A 24,786-nucleotide genomic window follows, 5' to 3' on the forward strand; every position below is an offset into this window, starting at 1 on the left:
GGCATATGATTATCGGAATACCGAAAGAGATTAAAAGCTATGAAAATCGGGTAGCGATTACGCCAGCTGGAGTGGATGCACTTGTTGGCAGCGGCCACCGTATCGTAGTGGAGGCAGCCGCAGGTATTGGCAGCGGCTTTACAGATGAGGAGTATGAGAAGGCAGGCGCAATCATTGAAAAAAACGCGAAAGATGTGTGGGCGGCAGCAGACATGATCATTAAAGTCAAAGAGCCGCTTTCTGAAGAGTATCGGTATTTCCGCAAAGGGTTAATTTTGTTTACGTACTTGCATTTGGCGGCAGAACCTGAGTTAACAAAGGCACTAGTCGACTCAGGCGTGACGGCGATTGCTTATGAGACGGTAGAGATAAACCGGACATTGCCATTGTTAACGCCGATGAGTGAAGTGGCTGGAAGGATGGCAACGCAAGTGGGCGCCCAGTTTTTGGAGAAGACGCGAGGAGGGAAGGGAATCCTCCTCTCCGGTGTGCCTGGGGTTAAACGGGGCAAAGTAACGATCATTGGCGGCGGCGTTGTTGGCACAAACGCGGCAAAAATGGCTGTTGGCCTTGGCGCTGATGTCACTCTGCTTGATGTGAGTGCAGAAAGGCTGCGCCAACTGGACGATCAATTTGGAAATGACATTCAGACGATCATGTCGAACCCTTTAAATATTGCCAGTGCTGTGGCCGAGGCCGATCTTGTTATTGGCGCCGTGCTCATTCCAGGAGCAAGAGCGCCTAAACTCGTAACGGCAGAAATGATTCAAAAAATGGGGGCAGGGAGTGTCGTTGTCGACGTGGCTGTAGACCAAGGTGGCATTATTGAAACAGCTGATAAAGTAACAACACATGATGCCCCGACTTATACGAAGTATGATGTCATCCATTATGCTGTCGCTAATATGCCAGGAGCGGTGCCGCGGACATCGACGATTGCGTTGACAAACGTCACCATTCCTTTCGCTGTACAAATTGCCAATAAAGGCGCTAAAGAGGCATTACGGACGAATTTAGCACTTGCCAAAGGCTTAAATGTAGCGAATGGCTTTATTACGTATGAAGCAGTTGCACGTGATCTAAACTATCCTTATAAGCAAGCAGAAGAAGTTTTAGCTGAGTTGCCTTAAACAAAAAGAACGCTTGACCACATGTGGGGCAAGCGTTCTTTTTATTTGGCTGCGTTTAAAGCGGCGTGCTTAAAAATGCTACACAAACAGGATATGGCACAGAAATATTGGCTTTATGAAGGCTTAGTTTGCCTGTATCTTTGTTTCGGGAGTAGACGGTTAAATCCCCTGATTCTTGGTTAGAAGCAACGACAATGGACTCGGTTGGATCGAGGCGAAAGTCCCGCGGCCAATTGCCTTCAGTCGAAACAAATTCGACTAGGCTCAGTTCGCCAGAATGTTCATTAACACGGAAGCTTGTAATTGAATTGTGCCCGCGATTGCCAACATAAACAAACTTGCCGTCGCGGGAAACATGGATCGCACTGCCTTGGCTAAGATCTTCATAGCCTTCAGGCAAAGTTGGCACGACTTGAATTTCCTTTAATGTTCCAGGAATCGCATCGAAAGCACACACAATGACTTCATTGGATAACTCAGTCATAATATAGGCATATGGTTCCGTCGGATGGAAAGCAATATGACGGGGCCCAGAGCCAGGCGTGGCGTTGAACGTAAAATGTTTTGCCACGTTTTCGCCATCAAGTGTATACAACACGACTTCGTCTGTACCTAGATCGACCGCTACAATGTATCGTTCATCAGGCGTAAAACCGGCAAAATGGGCATGGGCTTTTTCTTGCCTCTCTGCATTTGGGCCGCTGCCTTTATGTTGAACACTTGCTACTGTTTTTGCGATTGAGCCATCATTGTTCAAGGCAAAAGCATGAATCATACCGCTATGGTAGTTGGCGGACAACGCCCGTTTTCCTGCTTTGTCTACACTAATATGGCAAGGTCCACCATCTGCTGTTATTTCCTTATTGATCGGTTCGAGGGCCCCGGTTTGCGCATTGATGGAAAAGGATTGAATGCCGCCAGCGTCGCCTTCTTTCATAACTGCATAAAGGAATTGATTGTCATCGGAGATCGTCACATAAGTTGCATCTTTCAACTCAGTCGCTAGCTTAAGATCGGTTATTTCCTTTGTATTCGTATCTAGTGTAAACGTATAAACACCTTTGCTATCTCCTTTGGAATAAGTGCCAATGTATCCTCGGTAAATCGCCAAACCAAACACTCCTCTCGTACAATGTCTCCAACAGTATAACCGATTTGCAGAAATCATTCATGTTTTAGCGTTTATTCTTTGCTGACGATGGCCAAGGAGCCGTGAAGAAGTAAAGACAACTAAGCCAACCCAAATGAAGAAAAACGCGAAAAACTGAACAATGGAAAAGGGCTCGCCAAATACAAAGATTCCTAGCAACAGCATTAATGTTGGCGCGACATACTGTAGAAAACCAATCAATGAAAAGGAAATCCGCTTTGCCCCATAAGAAAAAAGAAGCAACGGCACTGCCGTCACCACCCCTGCACCAAAAAGAAGGGCGATCATCAGAGGCGTAAAGCTAGTTAGTGGATAGGCTGTGAAAAAAGCGAAATAGCAAAGCGCAACAGGGACAACAAGGAGCGTTTCAATGAATAAGCCCCCTGTGGCACTTAATGGAGCAGCACGTTTAATGAATCCATACAAGCAAAAAGTGAGCGCCATGCCGAAAGAGGCCCACGGAATGTGGCCATCAATGATAATTAACAGCAATACGCCTATTGTCGCTGAGGCAACTGCTGCGACTTCCGCTTTGCTCAGTTTTTCTTTTAGGAAAAAAGTGGCAAGGACAACATTTAAAAGGGGGTTGATGTAATAGCCAAGGCTTGCATCAACCACTTTTTCGCCGCTGACGGCAAAGATGAAAATAAACCAGTTTAAACTTATTAAAATACACGCTGCGAAGATGCTCATAAAAACGCGTCCGTTCGTAAATACCCATTTCAACTCTGTACGATAATGGGCTTTTTGCTTCGAAAACAAGAGCAGCATAGCGATGAAAACAAAAGCAAACGCGATCCGGTACATTAAAATATCTAGTGATGGCAAATGTTTTAGCAATGCCCAATAGAGCGGCAACAATCCCCAAATGAAATAAGAACTAGAAGCCGCGACAATGCCAAATGTATCTCCTCTGTGCGTATTCAATTGTCTCTCCCCAATTCACTTTTTTTTTAGTTTACCTTATTTTTGTTTCGCAGGGCGAATAAATAAGTTTCTATAAGTTTTTGTAGGTTTTTATAGGCAGGCCTTTACCATTCGTATAAGCCCAAGAATGGACAAAATCGAGAGGGGGGACAGCAATGATCACATTTGAGTCGGTAAATAAACATTATGGCGATTTCCATGTTCTGAAAAATATAACAACGACAATTGACCGTGGAGAAGTGGTCGTTGTACTTGGGCCATCCGGGTCTGGAAAATCAACAATGCTTCGCTGCATTAACAGGCTTGAAACCATCACTGATGGGAAACTGTTAGTCAATGATTTTGCTTTACATGATAAAAAAGTAAATATCAATAAATTGCGCCGTGACATTAGCATGGTTTTTCAACACTTTAATTTATATCCCCATATGAATGTATTGGACAATATTACATTAGCCCCACGCCAAGTATTGAAAGTTTCTAAAGAAGAAGCGGAAGAAACGGCAATGCAGTACTTAACGAAAGTAGGCATACCCGAAAAAGCAAAATCTTATCCATCCCAGCTTTCAGGCGGACAACAACAACGAGTGGCGATTGCCAGAGGGTTGGCGATGAAGCCGAAAATTATGCTTTTTGACGAGCCTACATCGGCACTTGACCCAGAAATGATAGGCGAAGTGCTAGACGTAATGAAAACGTTAGCGAAAGAAGGGATGACGATGGTATGCGTCACCCACGAAATGGGATTTGCTAAAGAAGTAGCTGACCGAGTGATATTTATGGATGAAGGCCAAATTGTAGAAGAGGCGAGGCCTATCGATTTCTTTGAAAACCCGAGAGAAGAAAGGTCACAGCATTTCTTAAGCCGTTTGCTTCATTAGGCTTTAAAAGGCGTATTTGCTGTGGTCATCACATACTTTAAAGGGGGAAAAAGTAATGAAAAAATGGATGAATGGATTGCTTGCAGGAGCGGCTGTGTTGGCTCTCTCTGCATGCGGTGGTGGCGATGAAACGGTAGACGGAAGCACAGAAAATAGCAATGAAGAAAGCACGCTTGCAAAAATTGAGGAAGCGGACAAATTTGTGGTCGGAGTCAAATTTGACACAAGGTTGTTTGGCTTAAAGGATCCTGGGACTGGCGAAGTGGAAGGGTTTGACATCGATATTGCCAAGGAAATTGCAAAAGAGCTGCTAGGCGATGAAAACAAAATCGAATTAAAAGAAGTGACGTCTAAAACACGAATTCCACTATTAGACAATGGGCAAATCGATGCCATTATTGCGACGATGACCATTACGGAAGAACGCAAAAAGGAAGTCAACTTCTCTGATGTGTATTTTGAAGCAGGACAGTCGTTATTGGTGGAAAAAGGCAGCGACATTCAAGGAATTGACGATATCGGGGCCGGAACAAAAGTGCTTGCAGTTAAGGGCGCAACTTCAGGCCAAAACTTGCTAGAACAAGCGCCTGATGCCGAAGTGATTGAGCTCGAAAATTACCAAGAGGCATTCTTGGCTCTTCAGTCCGGTCAAGGAGATGCGCTAACTACGGATAACTCCATTCTTTATGGTATGGCTGAGGAAAATAGCGATTATGAAGTCGTTGGCGGTACATTTACCGACGAGCCATATGGGATTGCTGTCCGCAAAGGCGACGACGAATTCACGGAAAAAATCAATGAAATTCTTGCAGACTTAAAAGCTTCTGGCCGGTATGATGAAATTTATGAAAAATGGATCGGCGAGTCTCCAGAATAAGACTGCTTAGGGGAAAGCGCAAACTTGCGCTTTTGCCCTTTTTAAAAAGGGGGCGAAACGATGATTACAATCTTAATTGACTATTGGGATGCGTTTTTGTCTGGCTTTTTGCAGACGTTAAAAGCAAGCACCTATGCCCTTGTAGGCAGCTTCGTCGTCGGCACGCTAATTGCAGTCATGCGCATTTCCACGATCCGTGTACTTAATTGGCTAGGAACTGCTTACGTTGAGTTTTTCCGTAACATCCCGCTGTTGCTCACTGTCTTTATTTTTTGGCTTGGATTTCGCCTAGGCGGCTTTGAAGCAGGGACGCTAGGTTTATTGATTTATACAAGCGCCTTTATTGCTGAAGCTATACGAGCAGGCATTCAGGCAATCCCAACCGGCCAGATGGAGGCGGCGCGCTCCTCAGGTTTAACTTATACACAAGCATTGCGCTTCGTCATTTTGCCGCAAGCGATCAAAACAGTCATTCCCCCACTTGGGAACCAAACATTGAACTTGGTGAAAAACTCCTCGATTCTTGCAGTAGTGGGAGGGGCTGACTTAATGTACCAAGGCGATATCATTAACAGCATGACGTTTAGTCCGTATGCCGTATATGGCATTGTTGCGTTATTTTATTTACTTTTAACGATTCCGCTTAGCTGGGGAATCGGCTATTATGAGAAACGCCTTGCTAAAGGGGGCGCCTAAATGGACTTTCTATCGGCATATACGCCATCCAACCTCCTTTATTTATGGGAAGGATTTCAAGTTACATTATTATTGGCATTAATCGCCATCATTTGCAGTTATGTAGTCGGCATTGTACTCGGCATTCTTCGCTATGCAAAGATTCCGGTTTTTTCGAGAGTATTAGGCGCGGCCGTTGATATTATCCGCTGTTTGCCTTTGCTGTTGATTTTATTTTTTACCCATTTTGTTTTGCTACCGGAACTAGGGTTTCAAGTAAGCCCGTTTGTAGCAGCTATTGTCGCTTTGACCGTATTTGAAGGTGCGATGATTTCTGAAATTATCCGCAGTGGTTTAAATTCGATTCCGAAAGGGCAAATTGAGGCCGCGCGTTCATCTGGATTGACGTACACACAGACGTTGCGGGCGATTTTGATTCCTCAGGCAGCACGAAAAATGATGCCACCGACGGTTTCTCAATTCATTGCCCTTTTAAAGGATACTTCGCTTGCGGTCATTATTACATTGCCAGAAGTCATGCACCATGCACGCATTCTAAGTGCCCATAACTCCAATTCGGTCTTCGCGATTCTATTCTTTGTCGCGGTCATGTACTTTGTCGTCAATTTTGCATTGTCCAAAATTGCAAAGAAACTTGAAGCGAAGCACGTTTAAGCACCTTTTCTACTTTCGTTTGCTTCATCAAAAAGTGCAAATAAAAATTTTTTAATATGAATGCGTACGACACTATGAGCCATGTCTAAATCGATTTCTTTCATCCGCTGCCTCACTTCACGAAAATCGAAGAAAAGCGGCGCATAATACTCAAATTTTGGATGAGCGTAATCAGTTAGACCAAGGGAAGCAATGTTTGTCAGTGCTTTTCCTACTGCTCGGCGCATCCGTTGTTCAATGGCCTTTGCCTCTTTTTCTTGATCGATAGGTTTGGAAAAGCGGGCTATGGCCATTTTTTTATATAAAGTACGCAATGAAAGGGGCTCGCTCCCTGTCTCGGCCAAATAATCCATCGCATGGATAAAGTCTTTGGCGCCTGCTTCGTTTGAAATCCCTAGCTCTGCAAGTGTCCGCCGCGCTGCTCGTTGCAGGGCAACATGCGGATGAGTCGCATGGCTCACATGAGCTAATGCCAGTTGCATTTCTGGAAGGGAAGGTTGAAGCTGGCGTTTTACATAGGATAAAACAGACTCTACTTCGATCGCATGGATTGGTTTATGAATGAAAAACTCCACTCCGAGCTGATAGGCTTCACCTACTAATTCTTTATTGTCATTTTGCGAGATCATAACAAAACGCCCACGATAACCAGCAGTTTTCAACTGCTCAATCATATCAAGACCATCGATTTTCGGCATGAGCAGATCGATTAAGACGATATCCGGTTGGCGAGCAATAATGGCATGAATCGAAGCAGCGTTCCCTTCATCACTTAAAACAATCTCTCCAAGTCCGGTTTTCTTAATAATGGACGCTAACATACGCCGACAACCAGGCTCATCGTCAATAATTGCGAACGTTATCATTGTTGTTTTCCCTCCAATCGCTTCGTTGGAATAACTAGACAAACTTTTGTGACATGGCTGCGCTCAAATTGCAGGAATCCACCTAAGTCAGTGACAATATGCTGCACGTGAGTCAGTCCGATTCCGGTTGAGGGACTTCCGTCCTCACGATACTTGGTTGTAAAACCCGGTTCGCATAAATGATGCATATCTTCTTCTGCAATGCCAGCGCCATTGTCAGTCACCTCAAAATAAGTCATCTCATTTTTTTCATAAATAGAAAGTAAAATCGTGCCTTCCTTGTCAATAGATTCGATTGCATTTGCTAACAAGTTATTTAAGCAACTTAAAAGTTCGACATGTTTATTTGTTAAATAAGTAGATGTTATTTCTTGGCGAAAACGAATACGTTTGTTTAGAAAAAAGCTATAGCTTTCATTTCCTTTGATGGCAAAATCGCCTAATTGTTTGAGGTTTAACTGCTCAAATGTGTGGCCATGGTTGTTTAGTTTCGCTAATCCTGCTTGGATGCGCTGTGCGTCTTTTTTTATTTCGTGAATCTCCTGTGAAATTTGCAATGCTTCTTGGTGGTACGCTGACTGTTCTTGTTTTAGTTTCCGATAGAGATAGAATGCTCTGTTCGTCATGTTTTCCACTGTTTCAATCACTTTGCTTAAGTAATAGCTTTCGCCGAAAAGGCTTGCACTTACGTTTAATAACGTTTCATAGCGTTTTTTTTGTTCTTTTAAGATCGTCTGCTGTTTATGCTGGGCGATGCTGGCGTAAACGCCAAGGACAAAATAAACCCGAATAACGGTAACCACCAATAATGCCAACCAATCTGTCCACGACAGAGTCGTAATGTCTTGTAAGACCGAACGGGCAAAGAGCTCAGTTAAATTAGAGGCAATATCAATAACGACAACAAATAATCCAAACCAGAGCATGTTCTTTTGGACAAGCTTGGTCGGTAAAAGGGTGATTCCTAAGCCGAAAGCCCAGTAATAAAACATAGCTGAAAGATGGACAAATAGAACTTCTACAAAAGAGTAGGGATCTTCTAAAAATAAGGTACTTGTTAATACCCGAAACAGTACGACAACCGCTCCTGTCAAAATCCCCGTTAGAAAAGGGGGGGCTTGCCTAAAAGCAAGGAGCAGAAAAAAGAATGTGCTACTACCCATGCCAAACCGGAATTCCCAACCAAATGGGGCGAAACGGAGCTCACCCATTAGAGCAGTCGCCACGCCAATGAAGACGACAGTAAGCCATTTTTTCGAACGCATAAGTCCACCTGTTTCATTGAAAAATTGCAAATGGAACAAAAATTGAGCCCCAAAGCGGGCAATGCAGCACTAGCCGATATCTAGGAGAAATAACGCTATGTCCATATATTATACACAAGGAGTAAAATAAATCAGCACTTTTATTGTCGTAATAAGAAGTTTTTTAGTTCATTCAGCGTAAGTCTAATGTGCTATAGTCATGGCTTTGCCAGAAAAGTTGACACGATTCTTTTTTATTTTCTGCAAGAAGAGCAGGAAAACGATCTTTTTCTTAGAATACTAACTATCATACTGGACAGATAAGGCTGAAGAGAGGGAAATAAATGAACATTTATTCGTCAGTTGACATGGAAGGGATCACAGGGCTTGTTGACCGCCAGTTTGTAACGCCCGGCGAACGGTTTTATGAACGGGGCCAACAGTTAATGACAGACGAGGTAAACCATGTAGCAGAAGCTGCGTTTGCCTTTGGTTGCAAACGATTTGTCGTCAATGACTCACATGGGAAAATGAATAATTTGCTTGTGGAGCGGCTTCTTGCAGAAATTGAATTGGTTTCTGGCGAGGTTAAACCGTATTCAATGGTACAAGGGCTCGACGATTCGTTCGACGGCGCTTTCTTTATAGGCTACCACTCCAGGGCTTCTATGCCAGGAGTCATGAGCCATACGATGATTTTTGGCGTCCGTTCGATGTGGCTTGATGGCCATGAAATCGGGGAAATGGGGTTAAATGCTTATTTAGCCGGCTATTACGGCGTTCCGGTATTGCTTGTAGCAGGAGATGACCAGGCCGCAAAAGAAGCGGAAGCGCTCATTCCTAATGTGACAACTGCTATAGTAAAAACAGCACAATCCCGTTCGTCTGCTCTCTGTTTAACGCCTGCAAAAAGCAAAGCGTTGTTGCAAACAAAAACAAAGGAAGCTTTAATGAAAAGCGGCAAAGTGGAACCGCTCATTGCAAACAAGCAGCCTATTTTACATATTGAATTTGCCAATTACGGGCAAGCGGAATGGGCAGCGTTAATGCCTGGCGCTGAATTAGAGACAGGCACAACTGTTAAATTTGCAGCAAAAGACGTTAAGGAAGCGTACCAGGCGATGCTTGTCATGACTGAGCTTGCCATGCAAACGACGTTTTGCTAGAAAGAGGCGATCCACATGCTTAAATATGTGAGCAGACGTTTTTTAGCAATGTTACTCACGTTATGGGTCATTATTACGGCTACCTTCACGCTTATGCATGCAGTGCCAGGTTCGCCGCTCAATAGTGAACAGACGACAAATGAAACAGTACGTGCCAATTTAGAAGCTTACTTTGGGCTTGACCAGCCAGTGATCGACCAGTACTTCTCGTATTTGCAATCACTCATGCAGTTTGAATTCGGGCCTTCGATTGCACAACCAGGCGTATCCGTCAATGATTTAATCGCAAGAGGCTTTCCTGTTTCTTTGGAACTTGGAGTGTATGCCATTGCCATTGCCCTTGTTTCAGGCGTTATTTTAGGGGTCCTGTCGGCGCTAAAGCGCAATGGCCTAATCGATTATACGCTAATGACTTTTGCTGTGCTTGGCCTTTCAGTTCCTAATTTCATTTTGGCTGCTTTACTTATACACTCATTTAAAGATTATTTGCCAATTGCGACATGGCAGAGCTGGCAGCATATGATCTTGCCCGTTTTTGCCCTTGCTACGTCGCCAATGGCGATTATAGCTAGATTAACAAGGTCAACGATGGTTGATGTACTGACACAAGATTATATCCGGACGGCACAGGCAAAAGGGCTATCCCCTGTGACAATTGTCGTCAAACATGCGTTGCGAAATGGCCTCATGCCTGTTGCGACCATACTGGGCACACTAATCGCCGGCGTTTTAACTGGCAGTTTTGTGATTGAAAAGATTTTTGCCATACCAGGTATTGGTCGTTATTTTGTCGAAGGGATCAATAACCGCGACTATCCAGTGATTATGGGTACAACGATTTTTTATAGCGCCATTCTGCTGGTTATGCTGTTCCTTGTTGACATTGTTTACGGTTTTCTTGACCCAAGAATTAAACTGCATCGGAAGGAGGGCCACTAATGGCGCTTCTTGATTCGAACCAGCAGCCAGTTGATGACGCTTTATTTAAAAAAGCGGTACAGACTGACAGTGCCGAAAAAGTCGTTCGTCCCTCTTTGTCTTATTGGCATTCAGCGTGGGTCCGCTTGCGAGAAAACAAATTGGCGATGTTTGGACTTGCGACGATGGTCGCTCTTGGCGTCATGGCGGTGATCGGCCCATGGATTACTCCTCATAGCGTCACTGCCGGCGATTTAACGAAAGTCAACATGCCCCCTTCGTCTGAACATTGGTTTGGTACAGACGAGCTTGGCCGTGATATGTTTGCCAGAACTTGGTACGGTGCCCGAATTTCACTATTTGTTGGCCTTGCTGCAGCCGCGATCGATTGCCTAATTGGGATTGTTTATGGAGGAATCTCTGGTTACAAAGGTGGGCGCGTCGATTCGACCATGATGCGGATTGTTGAAATTTTGTACGGCTTGCCTTACTTGCTAGTTGTCATACTGCTTATGGTTATTATGGGGCCAGGTTTGCTTACGATTATTATCGCGTTGACTGTAACCGGGTGGGTCGGAATGGCCCGAATTGTCCGCGGTCAAGTGCTGTCATTAAAACAAAATGAATATGTGCTTGCTTCAAAAGTATTTGGCGGGAGCACTTCGCATATTATTCGAAAGAGCCTTTTACCGAATACAATGGGGCCGATCATCATCCAAATGACGTTGACCATCCCCTCAGCGATTTTCGCGGAAGCATTTTTAAGTTTTTTAGGGCTTGGCATTCAAGCGCCTTTTGCTTCCTGGGGATCGCTCGCCAATAACGGTTTGTCCTCTATATTGACAGGCCATTGGTGGCGTCTGTTTTTCCCTGCCTTTTTCATCTCGCTCACCATGTTTGCCTTTAACGTCTTTGGCGACGGTTTGCAAGATGCACTCGACCCAAAAACAAGGAGGCGGTAGCATTTGGCTTTATTGCAATTAAAACAGCTGCATATAGCATTTAAAACATATGGCGGTGAAGTTCAAGCAGTCCGAGGAGTCAATCTGAGTCTGGAAAAAGGAGAAACACTTGCTGTTGTTGGCGAGAGCGGCTGCGGCAAGAGCGTAACAGCACAAAGCATCATGGGCCTGTTGCCAAAAGGGAGCGCCGCGATCAAACAGGGAGAAATTTTATTTAAAGGCCAAGATTTGACGAAGCTGTCCGCTAAAAAAATGCGCCGTATCCAAGGGAACGAAATTTCGATGATTTTCCAAGACCCGATGACCTCGCTCAATCCATCATTAACAGTCGGCACACAATTGACTGAAGGCATCCGCAAGCATACGTCAATTTCTGCAAGCGAGGCTAATCACAAAGCGTTGGAAATGCTTGAAGTCGTGGGCATTGCCAACGGGAAAGAACGGCTAAAGCAGTACCCTCATGAGTTTAGTGGCGGGATGAGGCAGCGTCTCATGATTGCGATGGCGCTTATTTGCAAACCGGACATTCTCATTGCTGATGAACCAACAACGGCGCTTGATGTTACGATCCAAGCACAAATTTTAAAGCTTTTTAAAGACATTCAACGGCAGACAGGAGTCGCGATCATGTTAATTACCCATGATTTGGGCGTTGTCGCTCAGCTTGCTGACCGTGTGCATGTCATGTATGCCGGAAAAATCGTTGAAACAAGCAATCGCAGAGAATTGTTTTATAACCCTCAGCACCCTTATACAAAAGGATTGTTACATTCAGTTCCCCGCCTAGACGGCAGTGAAGCTGAGCTTGAACCAATTGGCGGCACGCCGCCTGATTTATTTGCACCGCCGGCAGGATGTCCATTTGCGCCACGCTGCGCGTACGCCATGGATGTTTGCCGTTCCCATATGCCAGCGGAAACGAAGATAACAGGAACGCATGCTGTTTCATGCTGGCTCCAAGATCCACGCGCCAAACAAGTTTTTAAAGAGTTAGCTTAAAGGGGGAAGCACGATGAAAAAGAGATGGTATTATGCTCCACTAGCGGCAAGCTTTGTATGGACGCTCGCGGCTTGTACAACCGGGACGTCAACTGACGAAAATCCACCAGAAACAACAGAGGGGGAAACAGGGACAGAAGAAAAAGCAGAGGAAAAAATCTTGATTTTGAACAATGGCAATGAGCCTGTCTCTTTGAATCCACAAATTGCGTTCGAAGCAGTTTCGAATGCGCCGCTGAATAACATAATGGAAGGGCTTACACGGCTTGGTTCTGACCATACGCCAGAGGAAGCAACAGCTGAGAGTTGGGAAATCTCCGATGACGGTTTGACGTATACGTTCCATATCCGCGATGATGCCAATTGGTCCAATGGGGAGCCTGTGACAGCAGAAGACTTTGAATATGCCTGGAAAGAACTTGTCAATCCAGAGACCGCTTCCTCAGCAGCTTTTTTAGCTGAATTGATTGAAGGGGCTGCTGAATACAATGCAGGAGAAGGCTCAGCCGAGGATATGGCCGTGACGGCTATCGATGACAAAACACTTGAGGTTGTATTGACTAGCCCGCAACAATATTTCCTTAGCATCATTGCCAATCCATCGTTTTTCCCAGTTCATAAAGCAACAGCAGAAGAAAACCCTGATTGGCATACAGAAGCAGACACGTATGTAAGCAACGGTCCATTTGTCCTCGCTGGTTGGGACCATAACTCGGAATTGCGGATGGAGAGAAACGACCAGTATTGGGATGCGGAAAATGTCGCTCTTGACGGTGTCAAATGGCTCATGCTTGAAGATGCAATGACTGCCTACCAAATGTATGAACAAGGAAACCTTCATGCAGCCGCACCGCCGGCAGACATGGCCGAACAGCTGATTGCAGAGGGAGAGGTTGACCTATTAGAACAAGCAGGCACATACTTTTACCGGTTTTTAGTGACTGAAGAGCCGTTCCAAAATCAAAAAATCCGCCAAGCATTTGCCAAAGCAGTTGACCGCCAGGCGATAGTTGATAGCGTCATTCGCCAAAACCAGGAACCGGCAGGGGCATTTGTTTCCTACGGATTTACCGAACCTGGCGGCGGTGACTTCCGTGAATCAGGCGGTGACTTGCTTGAGTATGACCCAGACGAAGCAAAAGCATTGCTTGAAGAAGGGATGGCTGAAGAAGGCTATTCAGAATTGCCTCCTGTCACGCTTTCATATAGCTCAGGAGTGGATGAGCATCAGCGCATTGCTGAAACACTCCAACAAATGTATCAAGAAAACTTAGGCGTTTCCGTTGAGCTGGCAGTCGTTGAATCAAGTGTTTTCCTAGATCAGCAACGCAATTTAGAACTGCAAATGTCCCGGTCTTCGTTTATCGCCGACTACGCTGATCCAGTCAACTTCCTTGAAAGTTTTGTCGCAGGCAGCTCTATGAACCGGACTGGTTGGGAGAACGAAGAGTATGATCGGTTGATTGCCGAGTCTAAGGAGGAAGGCGAGGAAGAGCGGCGGTTTGCGTTGCTCCATGAGGCAGAAGCACTGTTAATGGAAGAAATGCCGATTTTCCCTCTTTACTTTTATAACCAGCCAATCTTAGAAAACGACTCCGTGACAGGCGTTGTCCGCCATCCTGTTGGCTATATTGAGCTGAAATGGGCTGACATTAATTAAAAGGCATGAGGGGAGAGGGCGCTCTTCCCTCATGCCCGTTTTGCAAAGGGGGAATGGCTTGTGGAGGCTATCTTACCAAAAGCGTTAAAAAAGGGTGATGTCATTGGCGTGGTCGCTCCGGCAAGTCCACCAGATCTCGCCCGTATTGAAAAAGCAAAATCTTTGTATGAAGAGATGGGGCTTCAGGTGTTGCTTGCTCCCTCGGTAGGCAAACGCCACGGTTACTTAGGGGGCACGGATGCCGAGCGTGTGGCTGATTTGGAAGCGATGTTTGCCAATGAAGACGTGCGTGGCGTGTTTTGTGCTTGCGGAGGATATGGAACACCAAGAATTGTAGACCGCCTGAATTACAAATTAATCGCCGAACATCCGAAAGTATTTTGGGGGTATAGCGACATTACGTGCTTGCATGTTGCGATCCATCAGCAAACAGGGTTAGTGACGTTTCATGGGCCCATGCTTAGTTCTGACCTTGGCAATAGCGAATTGGAAGGGGCAACATTAGCCGGATTATCACAGATCATGGCGCCTCGCCAGCAAGTGTTTGAGCAAACACGTCAGCCGTTGCGCGTTTTAGCACAAGGCATGGCTACAGGGAAATTGGTTGGCGGGAATTTGACGTTGCTTGCTAGCATGATCGGAACGCCCTATGAAATCGATACAAAAGACGCTCTTTTGTTTATTGAAGAAATTGAGGAAGAACCCTATCGAATTGACCGAATGCTTAACCAGCTTAGGCTTGCCGGAAAGCTTGATGATTCTGCAGGTTTTGTTATCGGCAACTTTAACGGCTGTGAGCCGAAAAAGCGCCAACATTCGTTTACACTGCAAGAAGTATTGGATGAATATTTTTCTGCATCTGGCAAGCCGTGTATAAGCGGTTTTCAAATTGGCCATTGCTCTCCTGCATTGTCTGTTCCATATGGAGCCATGGCCGTTTTAGATACGGAGCGCAAACGTTTTGTCGTTGAAGCTGGTGTGAGGGGGGAAGGGCAATGAAGGAAGCACAGGCAGCTGAGCCAGTTGTGACACTTTGGACATCAAAGGATTCGCCAAGAGCGATTGACGAAAAAATAATCTGTGCAACCAGTTGCTATGAAGAGTGGCTTGAACAACTTTCCTATAACGAGCGCTTAGCACTTTGTACGGAAAACCGCGTCCAAAGCCAGGTTTTGTTTGGCGAGGCTGTGCTGATCATACAGGAAGTAGGCAAGTGGGCTGAAGTGCTATTGCCAAACCAGCCAACTACGAAACATAAGGAAGGGTACCCAGGATGGATCCCCCTTTGCCAGCTCCAGGAAAAAAGCCCTCCTGCTATGAAAACAGTCCGGATTTCAAGCACGGTCGCGCCGTTGTTTACTGAAAAACACCAAAAATGGCTGACGCTTAGTTTTGGTACAGAACTAGCAGTCGTGGAAGTTGAAGAGTATGTCATCCATGTCGACACGCCTCTTGGAACAGGGATTGTTAAACGGACTGATATAGAAGAGGGGCCGAGGGAACGGACAGGGGAGGCATTGTTAAAAAGCGCTCGCCAGTTTATTGGCCTTCCCTATCTATGGGGAGGAATGAGTGGATTTGGTTTTGACTGCTCCGGGTTTGTTTATGCGATCCATCGTGCCAGCGGCATTCTTATTCCGAGGGATGCCTCCAATCAAGTCTTGACCGGGGAAATCGTTGATACAAGCAGGCCGGCTATCGGCGATTTGCTCTATTTTGGTCATGACAATGGAACAGGAGCGATTCACCATGTAGCCATGTACGCTGGCAATGGAGAAATGATTCATGCTCCAAAAACAGGGAAAACAGTCGAGCAAATACCCCTTGCTGGAACTATATATGAAAAAGAACTTTGCGCAGTGCGCCGTTTTTTAAGCGCGCCTAGTTGGAGGGACATTTAGTGAGTGAGCCGCTTTTGGAAGTGACGGATTTAAAAAAACATTTTGCTATACGCAAAAACCAAACGCTTAAAGCGGTCGACGGCGTTTCTTTTGCCATTAAGAAAGGAGAAATGCTAGGACTTGTTGGCGAATCAGGCTGTGGAAAGTCAACGCTTGGCCGCACAATCCTTCGTTTGTATGAACGAACGTCTGGGTCGGTGAAGTTTAAAGGCACCGATGTCCATAAAACTGGACAAAAGCAAGCAAAAGCACTGAATCGAAGCATGCAAATGATTTTCCAAGATCCATACGCTTCATTAAATCCTCGTTCTGTCGTAATGGACATTATTGCCGAAGGAATCGACATCCATCAGCTCTATACAGGGAGCCGCCGTAAGGAAAAGGTTTATGAGCTGTTGCAAACAGTTGGTTTAGGCGCTGAGCATGCCAATCGCTATCCACATGAATTTAGTGGCGGCCAACGGCAAAGAATTGGCATTGCTCGGGCTCTTGCCGTCGATCCAGAGTTTATTGTTGCTGATGAGCCCATTTCGGCTTTAGACGTCTCCATCCAAGCACAAATAGTCAATTTGCTACGTAAACTCCAACGTGAAAAGGGATTAACCTTTTTGTTTATTGCCCACGACTTATCGATGGTCCGCCATATAAGCGATCGCATTGGCGTGATGTATTTGGGCAAACTAGTCGAGCTGACAACAAGCGAGGCGCTTTATAAGAATCCACTTCACCCATACACAGAAGCATTGCTTTCAGCGATTCCGATTCCAGACCCAGATTTAGAAGACAAGCGTGAGCAAATTTTGCTAAAGGGAGAGATTCCAAGCCCGCTTTCGCCGCCAAGTGGCTGTGTTTTTCGGACACGTTGCCCGAAAGCAATGGAGCGATGCGCGCTCATTGAACCGCAAATGCTGGAATACCAGCCCGGCCATTTTGCAGCTTGTCATCTATACGAAGGCACCACGCCGAAACATGGAGAAGCCGCTGCGACTCACGGTTAACTAGCCCGTTAGGAGCAAGCGCTAAAATACGTTTACCCCCTGCCTTCATTTGGCGAGGGGGGTCTTTGATTAAGATTGTTCGTTTGTTTCAGCGTATGTCCTGTTGAGGTGGTCCGTATGGTTCTTTCCCCACTCGTGCATGGCGTCTAAAACAGGCTGTAAGCTTTTCCCATATTCAGAAATGGAGTATTCCACTTTGGGCGGGATTTGTGGATAAACTTTTCTCTCTACAATATCATGAGATTCTAACTCTCGAAGTTGTGATGTTAACATTTTTTGGGTTATGCCCGGAATAGCACGTTTCAATTCATTAAACCGCATAACGTCATGTGTCATTAACTGAAATAAAATTTTATGTTTCCATTTTCCGACCAGAATTTCTAACGCTGTATCTACTTCGCAGGATTCCATCGTTTCCACTCCTTTTAACAGTTTCTTTTTATATACTATATGACAAACAAATGGATATAGACAATCTTTTTGCCTGGCCTTTTTAGCCTCTATAGTTTCTTTTATTATACTAACGTACTTTAAAGTGCGTACTGTTTTATTCATTGGGGATTGGATAGACTAAAAAAGAAAAACCATACAAAGGAGAGAATTTCAATGGCTACTTTTTTTGAAGCAATTGAGAAACGGCGTTCCTATTACGCAATTAGCAAAGACCCTGTCGCATCAGATGAACGCATTAAAGAAGTCGTCGAGCATGCTGTAAAACATGTTCCGTCTGCGTTTAATTCCCAATCAGCACGCGTGATCATTCTGCTTGGAAAAGAACATGACAAGTTTTGGGATTTAACGACAGATGCTTTAAAAGCAGTAGTCGGAGACGGAGACTTCTCAGGCACACAACAGAAAATGGATGGATTCAAAGCAGGGTACGGTACTGTATTGTTTTTTGAAGACCAGGAGCCAATTCTGAAGCTACAAGAGTCTTACCCGCTTTATGCGGAAAACTTTCCGATTTGGTCAGAGCAATCCTCAGGCATGCATCAACTTGCTGTATGGACTGGTTTAGAAAACGAAGGATTTGGTGCTTCGTTGCAACATTATAACCCGATTGTTGACGAATTGGTGATAAAAGAATGGAATGTTCCAGAAACGTGGAAACTTCGTGCGCAAATGCCTTTTGGCAAACCTGTGCAAGAGCCAGGAGAGAAAGAATTTTTGCCGCTTGAAGATCGTGTTAAATTATATAAGTAATACGAAAAGCCAGTTGAGTTTATGTCCTCAACTGGCTTTTTGATTGCCGCGACAAGGCAACAATCTTATTTTCGCAACGCTTCTTCTTTTAATTGTGGATAAATTTTGGTCGGCTCTGTCACACGGTCATCAGTAATGTGGACTTGGCACATTTTGTTATGGCGCATAAATTTGAAAATGCCGTTATTGAAGTCCGTTCCCGTTTCTTTAAAGAATATGCCTTCATATTTAGCATCTTTCGTATGGCTGAACATAAGACGATACCCTTCTTCGTCTTCTACAAGATAGGCACGCACGCCTTTTTCAAAGTGGCCTTCGAGTCCTTTGATCGCCCGGTCACAGGAAACGACGTGGAAATCGACGAAAGGAATCTCGCGGAGAAGCACGTTCATAAAGGAACCTTTCGTAATTTCTTCCCATCGGCTTTTAGCTGTTTGGCCGATAATGATTTGCGTAATATGATGTTCTCTCGCCACTTCAGCGATTACTTTTACCGCCGGTTTCTTTTCATTATCACGAATAATAAATTCTTCAACATCATATTCTTCCGCCAGCTCTTTCCACCTATCAATATAGGCCGATTTTTCGGCATCTAACTCATCATAAGGGAGTGGGTCAACCGTTAATATATATAAAGGGCAGTCAAGCATGTTAGCAATTTTAGCACCGCGTTTAATTAACCGTTCGCCGTTTGGCCCGTAATAAACGCATACGAGGATGCTTTCATCCATGCGTCCTTTAGCTTTTTTCATAAAAAATCACCTCAGTTAATTATGTTATCGAACCAACAATGAAGAATGACGTTTAGGTCTGAATATGGCTTCTGCCCTCAGTCAGCTCATTGCCACCGAGGCATATTGAAAACTTTGTTATTATATAACGGCGATGGACGAATTTCAATTGTTTCTACAAAAAAGATTAAATTTCTTTCTCCTCTTTATTGAATGCCAATTACGTTCGTTTGCTTGGGCCGACATACTGCCTGTGACATTTTTGTGTGGCCCAAGGCGTATTGTGTGCATTGCCTTTAAAAATAGTATATACTTTTAATCGACAAGTAAATCACCAACGGTTCATTTTTTACAAACAACCCTCATGCTTTTTTGGCCTTCCCTCGTGCTCTGGAAAAGTATATAAAAGGCCTAGCGTCCAAAGCAGGCGAATTGGCTTTTCCGTGCAGCATCCACTCCGTTGCGCGATTTCGAGCTGGCATAAAGCAGACATTCCAATATTTTGCTTTCATCATACACTTTCTCTCTAGGAAGCACAAGCTTTGATTGGCTTGGTTTTTTTAGGGTACACTTGGAAGGACATAAGCGAAAGGAATGAATACGTACATAGATTTACGCAGTTTAACTTGAGAAAAAGGAGGTCGCGTTTTGTACACTGTAAACATTGCTATTTTAACACCTTTTATAGTCGCTCTTTTCATCCCCTTCCTATATAAAAGGTTATCTGCCATTCATACGGGTTGGTTTGTACTGGCTGTACCAGTCGCCCTTTTCGCGATATTGGCTAGTTATATTCCAGCTGTTGCTAATGGAGAAACATTCTATTCCTCAATCCCTTGGCTGCCGTCACTTGGCATTAATTTTACAGCGTATTTAGACGGGTTAGGTTTAATCTTTGCGTTGCTTATCACAGGCGTTGGAAGCTTGGTGATCCTCTATTCGATTTATTACCTTTCGAAAGAACGGGAATCATTGCATCATTTTTATATTTATTTACTCATGTTTATGGGAGCTATGCTCGGCGTTGTGTTTTCAGATAATTTGCTAGTGCTTTATGTATTTTGGGAATTAACGAGCATTTCATCGTTTTTGCTTATTGCTTACTGGCACCATCGCCGCCAATCTCGATACGGCGCCCAAAAATCGATGTTGATTACGGTGATGGGCGGAATTGGCATGCTTGCAGGATTTTTAATGCTTAGTTCGTTTGCAGGCACATTCAGCGTAAGAGAAATTATTGGCGGGATGGGCGACTATGCTAGCCATGCCCTCTTTGTGCCAGCGATGCTGCTCATTCTATTAGGTGCATTTACGAAATCAGCCCAATTTCCGTTTCATATTTGGTTGCCTGACGCAATGGAGGCCCCAACGCCTGTTAGTGCGTATCTCCACTCAGCTACAATGGTCAAGGCGGGCATTTACTTAGTTGCCCGGTTTACGCCTGTTTTTGGCGGAGAGGCCGTTTGGTTTTGGGTTGTCAGTATCGTAGGAATTGTGACGCTATTCTGGGGCTCATTTACAGCAATTCGCCAAACCGATTTAAAAGCCCTTCTTGCTTACTCGACGATCAGCCAATTAGGATTGATTATGACATTGCTCGGGCTCGGTTCGGCAGCGCTGCATTTTGACGTTATAGACAATCAATCTTTTTATTATTCACTCGCGATTTTTGCAGCTTTGTTCCACCTCGTAAACCATTCGACGTTTAAAGGGGCACTGTTTATGGTTGTAGGTATTGTCGACCATGAAACAGGGACGCGGGACATTCGCAAGCTAGGCGGATTGATGACAGTCATGCCAGTCACGTTTACAGTAGCGGTGATTGGCAGCTTTTCGATGGCAGGTTTGCCGCCATTTAATGGCTTTCTAAGCAAAGAAATGTTTTTTACGGCCGTTTTGCGCATAATAGAGCTGCCATTTTTCTCAGTTGAGACATGGGGCCTGCTATTTCCGATCATTGCATGGCTGGCGAGCGTGCTCACCTTTGTCTATTGTTTGATTCTCATATTCAAAACGTTTTTTGGTGAACATCAGCCAGAAAAACTGGAAAAGTCAGCGCATGAAGCACCGTTTGGCATGCTTGTCTCGCCTGTTATTTTAGCGAGCCTGGTTGTCGCGTTCTTCTTCTTCCCGAATGTATTAGGCGAATTTTTGCTTAAACCAGCATACGGGGCCGTTATGCCTGCGTTTATAGATGCAGGAGTATTCGACTATCAGATCAAGGCGTGGCACGGGATCAATACAGAATTGCTCATGACGCTAGGGATTGTTGGTTTAGGTCTAGTTCTATACCGGTCGTTGCCACGTTGGGTTGGTGTGTATTCTCTCTTTCCGGCAATGCTATCGCTTGATCGCCTATACAATGGAGCGCTGATTTCGGTTGAAAGACGCTCGAATGAAATAACAAACCGCTATATGACAGGGAATATGTACCACTATTTGCTCTATATATTCCTTGTGATATTGGGGCTTGTATATACGGTTGCCTTAACGACAGGCGCGTTGTCTTTTAATGTCTCGAATGATGCTCCTATTAGTATTTATGAAGGAATTCTCGCCGCTGTAATGGCGATTACAGCGATTTCAATCCTATTTGCTAAATCCAGAATGACTGGCATTCTTTTAAACGGCGTTCTTGGTTATTTAGTAGCATTGTTTTTTGTCTTTTTCCGTGCCCCTGATTTAGCGCTGACACAGCTTGTCATCGAAACGGTAACAGCTGCATTGTTCTTGCTTTGTTTTTATTTCCTGCCTGATTGGGACAAACAAAAGCACAAGACGAAGCCAAAGCTACTCAACGGGCTTATTGCAGTGGCAACAGGAGCCATGGTGACTGTTCTGGCGCTGTCAGTCAACAGCAATCGCTTGTTTGACTCCATTTCCGCTTTTTATGAAAATGCCTATGAACTTGCAGGCGCAAAGAATATTGTTAACGCCATTCTCGGCGACTTCCGTGCATTCGATACGATGCTTGAAGTCGTAGTGTTGCTCATAGCTGGTCTTGGCGTGTATGTGCTTATCAAGCTGAAGGCGAGTAAGGGGGGACGTGACCTTGAAGGCAAATGATGTCATTTTACGGACAGTGACGAAAGTGGCCGTTTTCATCATTTTAACGTACGGCGTTCATTTATTTTTAGCCGGGCATTACGAACCTGGCGGCGGCTTTGTCGGGGGACTCGTCCTCTCTTCGGCATTTGTGCTGATGTACTTGGCATTTGATATCGAAACCGTGCAAAGAGGCATGCCAATCGATTTTAAAATGGTTGCAGGGGCAGGGGCTTTCCTCTCTGTGGCCACGGGGACGGCGTCGATTGCCTTTGGTGTTCCTTTTCTTACTCAAGAAGAAGTCCATCTACCTTTGCCGATTTTAGGTGATGTGGCGTTTGCGTCTGTCATCTTGTTTGAAGCAGGTGTCGCACTCGCCGTTATTGGCACTGTCATTACTATTATTCTGAGTATAAGTGAGGATGTTTAGCTTATGGAAACTATGATGTCTCTATTGGTCGGCGTGCTTGTTACGGTCGCCACTTATTTAATCCTTTCCAAAAGCTTGCTCCGTGTGATTTTGGGCACTGCCATTATGTCCCACGCTGTTCACTTGCTCATTATGATTATGGGCGGCTTTTCGGGAGACTCAAGCGCCCCGTTGCTTGGGGAGGAAGCAACTTCTTACACAGACGCACTCCCACAGGCGCTCATTTTAACTGCAATTGTGATTAGCTTTGGCGTAACGGCGCTTTTCTTAGTATTGGCCTATCGGACGTACCGAGACTTAGGCACGGATGATCTTACAAAGTTAAGGGGACTCGATGATGATGAATAATTTACTTGTACTGCCGATGGTTCTCCCGCTGCTTGTAGGCATCCTTCTCATTTTTTTGCGGCCTTTTGTCAAATGGCAGCGAGTCATTAGTTTTGCGACGTTGCTCTTTACTTTTGGTCTTAGTATTTATTTGTTGTTTCATGTTCAGCAGGAAGGCATTATAACGCTTGATTTTGGTGGTTGGTCTCCTCCGTTTGGTATTTCTTTTGTCGGCGATTCGTTTTCATTGTTGCTAACGGCCACGACCTATTTCATTGCCACCATTTGTTCGCTTTACTCGTTCTCAACCATGGGCAAAGACAAAGAAAACATGTTTGTTTATCCTCTTGTCCACTTGCTGTTGGCGGGCGTTTCTGGCTCGTTTTTAACAGGCGATTTGTTTAACTTGTATGTCTGTTTTGAAGTCATGCTTCTTGCTTCGTACGCCTTGATCGTGCTTGGCGGAGAACGTGTCCAGTTGCGGGAAGCAATTAAGTATGTGCTTGTCAATGTCCTATCTTCTTTTATTTTCTTAATTGCCATCGCTTATTTATACGGTGTGACGGGGACGTTAAACTTGGCCCATTTGTCGGTGCGGATTGCTGAAGCTGGTCAACCACCAATCCTAACGACAATTGCGATTGTTTTCTTACTCGTCTTTAGTTTAAAAGCTGGCTTGCTCCTTTATTTTTGGTTGCCTGGGGCATACGGGGCGCCGCCTATGGCCATTGCAGCGTTGTTTGGGGCATTGCTTACCAAAGTAGGGATATATGCATTGTTCCGCTTCTTCACGATGTTGTTTTACCACGAACCAGAACTAACCCATACGATCATAGCGGTTATGGCGATTGTGACGATGGTTGGTGGCAGCATTGGAGCGGTCGCTTACAATGATTTGCGGAAAATTGTTTCTTATAATGTTGTTATCGCAGTAGGCTTTATTTTGAGCGGACTTGCGATCTTCAACGAAGCGGCGATTGAAGGTTCGATCTATTACCTTGTGCATGACATGATCGTCAAAGCGTTTTTGTTTTTATTAGTAGGGGTAACGATTTATTTATCAGGAACACAACGACTTGAACGGATGAGTGGCATGATTCGCAACTATCCGTTACTAGGCTGGCTGTTTTTCCTGGCAACCATTTCACTAGCTGGTATTCCGCCATTAAGTGGGTTTGTCGGCAAAGTGTTTGTCGCGCAGGGTGCCATTGACGGCCAAGCGTTTGTTCTATTGGCCGTTACGCTCATTTCAAGTATATTTGTCCTTTATTCGCTGTTGCGGATTTTCCGCACTGTGTTTTGGGGCGAAACGATTATTGGCACTGACGAGATGGTTCCACTGAAAACAGGCATGATCCTCCCTTGCGCTCTTCTTGGTGCAGCAACACTGGCATTAGGTCTCGGCGCTGAAAGTATTTCTGGCATTGTCCAAGATGCAGTAAATACGTTGCTAAACCCACAAATCTATATTGATGCTGTGTTAAATCGAGGAGGCGCTTAAGTATGGAAGGATCGACAACAAAGGGGGGTGGTTCGATGTTCGGACAGCTTTTGCTAAACATTTTGATTGCCTTTCTGTGGGTATTATTGCAAGATGAGGACCAGTTTTACTTTTCAACGTTTTTTGCCGGCTATTTAGTGGGGATCGGCATTCTTTATGTGATGCGCCGTTTCTTTTTTAACGAATTTTATTTGCATAGGCTGTTTGCGGTAGTGAAACTGTTGTTCATTTTCATCCGTGAGCTCTTTTACTCGAGCGTCGTGCTCATCAAGCAAATTTTAAGCCCAAAACTTAAAATCACCCCGGGAATTTTTACGTATCGAACAGAGTTAAAAAGTGATGTAGAGATAACGGCCTTAGCACTTTTGCTTACGTTGACGCCTGGTTCTGTCGTGATTGAAATTTCCCCATCGAATGATGTTTTTTACATCCATGCGATGGACATCCCCGAATCTAAAAATTCGGTTCTCCGGGCAATGACTACATTTGAGAAAGCGATTATGGAGGTGACGCGATAATG

At 44.8% G+C, this 24,786-nt stretch carries 25 protein-coding genes; 19 read left to right on the forward strand and 6 right to left on the reverse strand.

The window, feature by feature from the left end; translation table 11 throughout:
- The first annotated feature begins 5 nt into the window (after positions 1-5).
- Positions 6-1,130 (forward strand): alanine dehydrogenase, encoded by a 1,125-nt coding sequence (ald, locus tag V5G21_RS13230; RefSeq protein WP_095295134.1) that lies wholly within the window; start codon positions 6-8, stop codon positions 1,128-1,130.
- Between the two features lie 55 nt (positions 1,131-1,185).
- Here the strand turns inward: ald and V5G21_RS13235 are convergent, their stop codons facing one another.
- Together V5G21_RS13235 and rarD are read right to left on the reverse strand one after the other, a co-directional pair.
- The gene (locus V5G21_RS13235) at positions 1,186-2,250 is read right to left on the reverse strand and encodes a lactonase family protein (RefSeq protein ID WP_084140102.1); all 1,065 of its coding nucleotides are present in this window, start codon (positions 2,248-2,250) and stop codon (positions 1,186-1,188) included.
- A 48-nt stretch (positions 2,251-2,298) separates the two neighbouring features.
- The gene (gene rarD / locus V5G21_RS13240; RefSeq protein WP_338464818.1) at positions 2,299-3,207 is read right to left on the reverse strand and encodes an EamA family transporter RarD; all 909 of its coding nucleotides are present in this window, start codon (positions 3,205-3,207) and stop codon (positions 2,299-2,301) included.
- 155 nt (positions 3,208-3,362) lie between these two features.
- Between rarD and V5G21_RS13245 the strand changes: the two genes are divergently transcribed.
- From V5G21_RS13245 to V5G21_RS13260, 4 genes are read left to right on the forward strand one after another with little or no spacing between them, the layout of a single operon-like run.
- Positions 3,363-4,088, forward strand: coding sequence for an amino acid ABC transporter ATP-binding protein (locus tag V5G21_RS13245; protein ID WP_011245625.1), 726 nt, complete (start codon positions 3,363-3,365; stop codon positions 4,086-4,088).
- A gap of 55 nt (positions 4,089-4,143) precedes the next feature.
- Positions 4,144-4,965, forward strand: coding sequence for a transporter substrate-binding domain-containing protein (locus tag V5G21_RS13250; protein WP_011245626.1), 822 nt, complete (start codon positions 4,144-4,146; stop codon positions 4,963-4,965).
- A gap of 60 nt (positions 4,966-5,025) precedes the next feature.
- Positions 5,026-5,661 carry an amino acid ABC transporter permease gene (locus V5G21_RS13255; RefSeq protein WP_011245627.1) on the forward strand — a complete coding sequence of 212 codons (636 nt, stop codon included), beginning with the start codon at positions 5,026-5,028 and terminating at the stop codon, positions 5,659-5,661.
- Positions 5,662-6,315 (forward strand): amino acid ABC transporter permease, encoded by a 654-nt coding sequence (locus V5G21_RS13260; protein WP_011245628.1) that lies wholly within the window; start codon positions 5,662-5,664, stop codon positions 6,313-6,315.
- Here the strand turns inward: V5G21_RS13260 and V5G21_RS13265 are convergent.
- The gene (locus V5G21_RS13265; protein ID WP_304528013.1) at positions 6,312-7,181 is read right to left on the reverse strand and encodes a response regulator; all 870 of its coding nucleotides are present in this window, start codon (positions 7,179-7,181) and stop codon (positions 6,312-6,314) included. The two genes, V5G21_RS13260 and V5G21_RS13265, sit on opposite strands and share 4 nt — an antisense overlap.
- Positions 7,178-8,446, reverse strand: coding sequence for a sensor histidine kinase (locus tag V5G21_RS13270; protein ID WP_304528012.1), 1,269 nt, complete (start codon positions 8,444-8,446; stop codon positions 7,178-7,180). Before V5G21_RS13270 ends, V5G21_RS13265 begins: the two co-directional genes overlap by 4 nt.
- 323 nt (positions 8,447-8,769) lie before the next feature.
- Here V5G21_RS13270 and V5G21_RS13275 point away from each other — a divergent pair, with 323 nt between their 5' ends.
- Genes V5G21_RS13275 through V5G21_RS13310 form a run of 8 tightly spaced genes read left to right on the forward strand, consistent with a single transcriptional unit; the run spans position 8,770 to position 17,029 of the window.
- The gene (locus tag V5G21_RS13275; protein WP_011245631.1) at positions 8,770-9,591 is read left to right on the forward strand and encodes a M55 family metallopeptidase; all 822 of its coding nucleotides are present in this window, start codon (positions 8,770-8,772) and stop codon (positions 9,589-9,591) included.
- 15 nt (positions 9,592-9,606) lie between these two features.
- Positions 9,607-10,530, forward strand: coding sequence for an ABC transporter permease (locus V5G21_RS13280; RefSeq protein WP_073305729.1), 924 nt, complete (start codon positions 9,607-9,609; stop codon positions 10,528-10,530).
- On the forward strand, positions 10,530-11,471 hold the full coding sequence (locus V5G21_RS13285; protein ID WP_011245633.1) for an ABC transporter permease: 942 nt from the start codon (positions 10,530-10,532) through the stop codon (positions 11,469-11,471). Before V5G21_RS13280 ends, V5G21_RS13285 begins: the two co-directional genes overlap by 1 nt.
- Positions 11,472-11,474: 3 nt before the next feature.
- Complete coding sequence (locus V5G21_RS13290; RefSeq protein ID WP_035204991.1) at positions 11,475-12,470, forward strand: ABC transporter ATP-binding protein; 996 nt, start codon at positions 11,475-11,477, stop codon at positions 12,468-12,470.
- Positions 12,471-12,483: 13 nt separating this feature from the next.
- Positions 12,484-14,130, forward strand: coding sequence for a peptide ABC transporter substrate-binding protein (locus tag V5G21_RS13295; RefSeq protein ID WP_011245635.1), 1,647 nt, complete (start codon positions 12,484-12,486; stop codon positions 14,128-14,130).
- 60 nt (positions 14,131-14,190) lie between these two features.
- Complete coding sequence (locus V5G21_RS13300) at positions 14,191-15,129, forward strand: S66 peptidase family protein (protein ID WP_035204987.1); 939 nt, start codon at positions 14,191-14,193, stop codon at positions 15,127-15,129.
- A complete protein-coding gene (locus tag V5G21_RS13305) occupies positions 15,126-16,031 on the forward strand; it encodes a C40 family peptidase (RefSeq protein WP_051881242.1) in 906 nt (301 codons plus the stop codon). The genes V5G21_RS13300 and V5G21_RS13305 overlap by 4 nt, the downstream gene beginning before the upstream one ends.
- Positions 16,031-17,029, forward strand: coding sequence for an ABC transporter ATP-binding protein (locus V5G21_RS13310; protein ID WP_035204984.1), 999 nt, complete (start codon positions 16,031-16,033; stop codon positions 17,027-17,029). The genes V5G21_RS13305 and V5G21_RS13310 overlap by 1 nt, the downstream gene beginning before the upstream one ends.
- A 69-nt stretch (positions 17,030-17,098) precedes the next feature.
- On the opposite strand, the gene V5G21_RS13315 is transcribed toward V5G21_RS13310, so the two are convergent.
- A complete protein-coding gene (locus tag V5G21_RS13315) occupies positions 17,099-17,440 on the reverse strand; it encodes a winged helix-turn-helix transcriptional regulator (protein WP_094978853.1) in 342 nt (113 codons plus the stop codon).
- Positions 17,441-17,635: 195 nt separating this feature from the next.
- Between V5G21_RS13315 and V5G21_RS13320 the strand changes: the two genes are divergently transcribed.
- Positions 17,636-18,232, forward strand: coding sequence for a nitroreductase family protein (locus V5G21_RS13320; RefSeq protein ID WP_011245640.1), 597 nt, complete (start codon positions 17,636-17,638; stop codon positions 18,230-18,232).
- A 65-nt stretch (positions 18,233-18,297) separates the two neighbouring features.
- Here the strand turns inward: V5G21_RS13320 and V5G21_RS13325 are convergent, their stop codons facing one another.
- Complete coding sequence (locus tag V5G21_RS13325) at positions 18,298-18,984, reverse strand: universal stress protein (protein WP_011245641.1); 687 nt, start codon at positions 18,982-18,984, stop codon at positions 18,298-18,300.
- A gap of 627 nt (positions 18,985-19,611) precedes the next feature.
- On the opposite strand from V5G21_RS13325, the gene V5G21_RS13330 reads away from it, so the two are divergent.
- Genes V5G21_RS13330 through V5G21_RS13350 form a run of 5 tightly spaced genes read left to right on the forward strand, consistent with a single transcriptional unit; the run spans position 19,612 to position 24,784 of the window.
- Complete coding sequence (locus V5G21_RS13330; protein ID WP_011245642.1) at positions 19,612-22,029, forward strand: Na+/H+ antiporter subunit A; 2,418 nt, start codon at positions 19,612-19,614, stop codon at positions 22,027-22,029.
- Positions 22,016-22,438, forward strand: a complete 423-nt coding sequence (locus tag V5G21_RS13335; RefSeq protein ID WP_011245643.1) for a Na(+)/H(+) antiporter subunit B — start codon at positions 22,016-22,018, stop codon at positions 22,436-22,438. Before V5G21_RS13330 ends, V5G21_RS13335 begins: the two co-directional genes overlap by 14 nt.
- 3 nt (positions 22,439-22,441) lie before the next feature.
- Positions 22,442-22,786, forward strand: coding sequence for a Na(+)/H(+) antiporter subunit C (locus V5G21_RS13340; protein WP_011245644.1), 345 nt, complete (start codon positions 22,442-22,444; stop codon positions 22,784-22,786).
- Positions 22,779-24,266: a Na+/H+ antiporter subunit D gene (locus V5G21_RS13345; protein WP_095326835.1), complete on the forward strand. Its 1,488-nt coding sequence runs from the start codon at positions 22,779-22,781 to the stop codon at positions 24,264-24,266. Before V5G21_RS13340 ends, V5G21_RS13345 begins: the two co-directional genes overlap by 8 nt.
- A gap of 35 nt (positions 24,267-24,301) precedes the next feature.
- Positions 24,302-24,784 (forward strand): Na+/H+ antiporter subunit E, encoded by a 483-nt coding sequence (locus V5G21_RS13350; RefSeq protein WP_035205531.1) that lies wholly within the window; start codon positions 24,302-24,304, stop codon positions 24,782-24,784.
- The last annotated feature ends 2 nt before the right edge of the window (positions 24,785-24,786 follow it).

This window comes from Shouchella rhizosphaerae (assembly GCF_036700015.1).
GTDB lineage: Bacteria > Bacillota > Bacilli > Bacillales > Bacillaceae_D > Shouchella > Shouchella rhizosphaerae.